The organism is Mycobacterium sp. 1423905.2, from assembly GCF_001673155.1.
Lineage (GTDB): Bacteria > Actinomycetota > Actinomycetes > Mycobacteriales > Mycobacteriaceae > Mycobacterium.
Map to the genome: position 1 here is coordinate 1 of NZ_LZLE01000002.1, position 4,581 is coordinate 4,581.

The window sequence follows — 4,581 nt, forward strand, 5'->3', positions numbered from 1 at the left end:
TGGCCGCCGCGGCGGCCGTCAGCGCGCCCTGACCGATGACGTAGAGCCGCACCCGGCCGTTGGCGGTCTGACCGGAGCGGTCACCCTTGATGCCGACCTTCTCCCGCAGCTTCTTGGCCAGGTCGCTGGTGCCGGCGTTGCGGGCGTCCAACCGCAACGACACCACGTAGGGCCGGTCCGGTTGCGGTGGCCGCTGCGTCGGGTCGGGCACCTCTGATACACCCGGCAGCTGGCCGGCGATGTCGCGCAGCTGCGCGGCGGCGTCGTTGATGTCCTGGAATGTGGCGTCGGGCCGAGGGGCGGCCACCAGCGCCAGCGAAGAGGCGCCCAAGTCGGGGTATTGCGCCAGCAGCTCGTCGTGCACGGCGATGGACTGCGACCCGACCACCTCGAAGCCGCCGCCGGTCAGATTGCCGGACTGCGTCAACGCCAAATAGACCGCTGGGACCAGGGCAAGCAGCCACCCCGTGAAAACAAACCAGCGGAACCGGCGCAGGTTGCGACTGAGGCGCATCATGAACTGCTGGATGGCGATCTCCCCGTATATCTCACGCAACGCGTGCCCGCGAGCCTACCGCAGGGCGCTGAGTCTTCAGCCTGCTTATCGGTTCCTGAGCTGCGGCGACACCGGTTTCGTGCAGATGCGGCACGATCGTTGTGAACTTGTGACTTTGCGGCGCAGATCACACGAGTTGGCGGCCCGGACGGGGGCGATGGCAGGATGTTCGTGGCTGTCGCCGTCCGGGGGATGCCATGCCGTCTTGTGAGTCAGCCGGACGCGGCGGCACAGGAAAATAGGGAGTTTCATGAAGCCACGCACCCTGACCATGCGACGCGGGCTGTTGGCCGCCACGATCACCGCGGTCGCCGCCGCGCTGCCGGGTGCCGGCACCGCCGTCTTCGCCGCCCCGTCGGCCACCGGAGCCTCTGACCCCTGCGCGGCCAGCGAAGTGGCCCGCACGGTCGGCACGGTGGCCAAGCAGGCCGGTGACTACCTGGATTCGCACCCCGAGACCAACCAGGTGATGACCAACGCCCTGCAGCAGCAGCCCGGCCCGCAGTCGCTGGGCTCGATCAAGAACTACCTCGACGCCAACCCGAAGGTCGCCAGTGACCTACAGGGACTGGCCAGCCCGTTGAACAAGCTGGGCACGCAGTGCAAGCTGCCGATCTCGCTGCCGCAGGCCCTGGGCATGGTGCAGGCGGCGCAGAACGGCGGAGGACTGCCCAACCTGCCGGCGCTGGCGCCGGGTGCGACCAGCCCGCTGCCCGGTGGTGCGCCCGCGGCCACCGCCCCACTGCCGGGGGTGACACTGCCGCCCGGCCAGACGATGCCCGGCGCGAGCGCGCCGGCGGCTACCGCGCCGATTCCGGGTGCGGTTCACTAGGCGCGACGATCGCCCGTAGGCCCGGGTCGGTGGGCGGGTCGTCGCCGTCGGCATCGGCGGCCTTCTCGGTGCGGAACACGAAGAAGAACACCACCCAGCCGATCGCGGCGATGAACAGCCAGCTGATCAACCGGTAGATGAGCATCGCCGAGATGGCGTTGGGCAACGCCATGCCGCTGGACACCAGGCCCGGAACCAGGACCGCCTCGACGACCAGTAGACCGCCCGGCATCAACGGAATGGTGCCGACGGCGCGCGCGGCCGCATAGGCGACCGTCAACCCGGCCAGCGATGCGTGGTCACCGGCGGCGTAGGCGGCGCAGGCCAGGCAGGCGACGTCGGCGATCCAGTTGAACAGCGACCAGCTGAACGCCACCCCCAGGTCGCGCCGGCTCAGGCTGACCGACTCGAGCTGGGCAAGGATCTCCCGCCACTTCTCCAGCCCGGTGTCAGCCGGCCTGCCGCGAATCGAGTTCACCCAGGTCAGTACGCGGCAGCCGATGCCCTCGATCAACTCCGGCCGCGACGCCACGGCCTGCGCCAACAGCAGCAGGGCGATGAAACCGCCCAGCGTGAACAGCAACGAGAACGGGTTGTTCTTGGCGCCCAGGAAGAAGGCGCCGCCCAATCCCAGCAGCGCCAGGCCCACCGCCTGCAGTACTCCCGACATCACTAACTGCCAGGACGCCACCACGGTCGAGGCGCCCCAAATGCGTTGCTGGCGTAGCAAAAACGTCGCCGACAGCACCGGGCCGCCGGGCAGCGTGGTGCTCAGCGAATTGGCGGCGTAGAACGCGGCCTCGGAACGAAGTTGCTTGACGTGCACCCCGGCCGACCTGAGCAGTGTCCGCTGAATTTGGGCGAAGCTGTGCATTGATGCCGCAGCGGCCACCATGGCCGCGACCAGCCACCACCAATTGGCCGCGTACATGCTCGTCCACGCCTTGGCCAGCTGGTCCCAGCCCAGAGCGACCTCGACGGCCAGCACGATCGCGACGATGCCGAGCACCACCCAGCGCAGCCACCAATATTTGCCGCGCGGGGCCTCTTCCCGCCGGCCGGCGAGTTTGTGGGTCAGGGCGCCGTGCGACACGGGCCTTAGCCTAACCTCGCAGGTGGCGCCACAATAACGGCACGTCGCGACCGTGTCGACCTCGTTCTGAGGTCGTGACCGGATCGTGCCGGCCGGGACGACCTCGATTGTTTGCGTTTGGCCGTCACCGCCCCCGGATACGCTTGCCGGATGTCGACGAGTCCCGAGGACGCCGCGGTTGTCCCACTGGTCCGCAAAACCGCTGCCTGGTCGTGGCGGTTACTGGTCATCCTGGGTGCCGCGGTGGCGCTGCTGTGGCTCGTCGGCAAGCTCGAAGTCATCGTCGTGCCGGTGTTGCTGGCGCTGATGTTGAGCGCGTTACTGGTGCCGGCCGTCGACTGGCTGGACCGGCGCGGCCTGCCACGCGGAGCGGCGGTGGCGCTGGTGCTGCTCAGTAGCTTCGCCATCTTGGGCGGCATCATGACGTTCGTCGTCAGCCAGTTCATCGTTGGCCTGCCCGACCTCGTGCAACAGGTCGAACACAGCATCGACTCGTCGCGCAAGTGGCTGATCGAGGGGCCGGCCCATCTGCGGCGCGAACAGATCGACAACGCGGGCAACTCCGCGATCGAAGCGTTGCGCAACAACCAGGCGAAGGTCACCAGCGGCGCCATCTCCACCGCCGCCACCATCACCGAACTCCTCACCGGCGCGGTGCTGGTGCTATTCACCCTCATCTTCTTCCTCTACGGCGGCCGCAACATCTGGCAATACGTCGCCAAGATCATCCCGGCCCACGTCCGTCACCGCGTGCTGGCCGCCGGCCACGCCGGTTACGGGTCGCTGATCGGCTACGTGCGTGCCACATTCCTGGTGGCCTTGGTGGATGCCGCCGGGGTAGGTACCGGTTTGGCGATCATGGGAGTGCCCTTGGCGTTGCCGCTGGCCTCGCTGGTGTTCCTCGGGGCCTTCATTCCCCTGATCGGTGCGCTGGTCTCCGGCCTGCTGGCGGTAGTCGTCGCGCTGCTAGCCAAGGGAGTGCTCTACGCGTTGTTCACGCTGGGTTTGCTCATTGCGGTCAACCAGCTCGAAGCGCATTTACTGCAGCCGCTGGTGATGGGCCGGGCGGTGTCCATTCACCCGCTGGCGGTGGTGCTGGCCATCTCCACCGGGGGGGTGCTCGGCGGGATCGTGGGCGCGCTGCTGTCGGTGCCCACGGTCGCCTTCCTCAACAACGCCGTGCAGGTGTTGCTGGCCAAGGATCCGGCCGCCGAATCCCAGAAGCAGACCGAAGAAGCCGACGACACCGGGGCCATCCTGCAGGCCGAACCGGACAAACCCGAGCATCCCCCGTCCAACGACCAGGACGGTGAGGAAGACCAGGAAGTTACAGACGCCCCTCGCGGCGCAGCAAGTCCTGGGCGCTGAGGCCACCGCCGCCGCCACGGCGGCGCTGCCGGCTCTGGTCGCTCCCGTTCTCCTCTTGGCCCCGCGCGTTGAGTTGCTGGGTCGCCGCGTCCGAATCGTCGCCCTCGGGCCGTTGGACCGGCATGGCCGCGGTCTTGTCCCCAGGCTCGGCGGGCACGTCGTCGGCGCGGCCACCCGGGACCGGTAGCGCCCGGGTCTGGCCCTCGGACGGAATCCGAGGCGGAGAGGGCGGGGTAGGAGCCGACGCCGGAACCGGGGTCGGCGGACGCGTGGGAGCCTTCGACGGCGCAGCCGGACCCGGTCCACCCTGCCCGACCTGGCCGCCGGGCGCGGTCAGCCGCGTGGTGGGAGCCTCGGTCGAACTCGAGCGCACCGGCACCTGCTTGGTACCAGTCGCCGGACCGTTGGGGGACGGCGTGGTCTCGGGGCGGGCACCGCCCGGGGCGGTGCGCACCAGCCGCGGCGCTTCCAGTGCTCCCGGAGCAGCAGGATGAGTCGGGTCGTGCGGCGGGCGCGGGGCCGCGTTCGCAGCGACCAGGCCAGCGGTGACCGGCGGACGGACGGTGCGCCCGGCGGTGACGGGCCGCTTGCGCTCGTCGGGCAGGTGGATCTCGCCCAAACCGATGCGGCTCTGCAGGCGGCGCGCCCAGCGTGGGGCCCACCAGCAGTCGTCGCCGAGCAGCTTCATCACCGACGGCACCAGGAACATCCGGACCACGGTGGCGTCCAGCA

3 protein-coding genes and 2 pseudogenes are annotated in these 4,581 nt (G+C 69.3%); 2 read left to right on the top strand and 3 right to left on the bottom strand.

Annotation, left to right across the window (positions count from 1 at the left end):
• A pseudogene (locus A9W95_RS00110) lies at window positions 1–517 on the bottom strand (hypothetical protein); the annotation flags it as partial.
• Between the two features lie 289 nt (window positions 518–806).
• On the opposite strand from A9W95_RS00110, the gene A9W95_RS00115 reads away from it, so the two are divergent.
• Window positions 807–1,388 carry a hemophore gene (locus A9W95_RS00115; RefSeq protein WP_067408512.1) on the top strand — a complete coding sequence of 194 codons (582 nt, stop codon included), beginning with the start codon at window positions 807–809 and terminating at the stop codon, window positions 1,386–1,388.
• On the opposite strand, the gene A9W95_RS00120 is transcribed toward A9W95_RS00115, so the two are convergent.
• The gene (locus tag A9W95_RS00120) at window positions 1,357–2,481 is read right to left on the bottom strand and encodes a TIGR00374 family protein (RefSeq protein WP_067408513.1); all 1,125 of its coding nucleotides are present in this window, start codon (window positions 2,479–2,481) and stop codon (window positions 1,357–1,359) included. The two genes, A9W95_RS00115 and A9W95_RS00120, sit on opposite strands and share 32 nt — an antisense overlap.
• Before the next feature lie 150 nt (window positions 2,482–2,631).
• On the opposite strand from A9W95_RS00120, the gene A9W95_RS00125 reads away from it, so the two are divergent.
• Complete coding sequence (locus A9W95_RS00125; protein ID WP_067408515.1) at window positions 2,632–3,849, top strand: AI-2E family transporter; 1,218 nt, start codon at window positions 2,632–2,634, stop codon at window positions 3,847–3,849.
• Here the strand turns inward: A9W95_RS00125 and A9W95_RS00130 are convergent.
• Window positions 3,809–4,581, bottom strand: a pseudogene (locus tag A9W95_RS00130) (hypothetical protein); the annotation flags it as partial. The gene A9W95_RS00125 and the pseudogene A9W95_RS00130 overlap by 41 nt on opposite strands.

Bases quoted from the DNA above. Each gene is read 5' to 3' on its own strand.
- A9W95_RS00115 (WP_067408512.1), top strand. From the start codon at position 807: ATGAAGCCACGCACCCTGACCATGCGACGCGGGCTGTTGGCCGCCACG.
- A9W95_RS00125 (WP_067408515.1), top strand. From the start codon at position 2,632: ATGTCGACGAGTCCCGAGGACGCCGCGGTTGTCCCACTGGTCCGCAAA.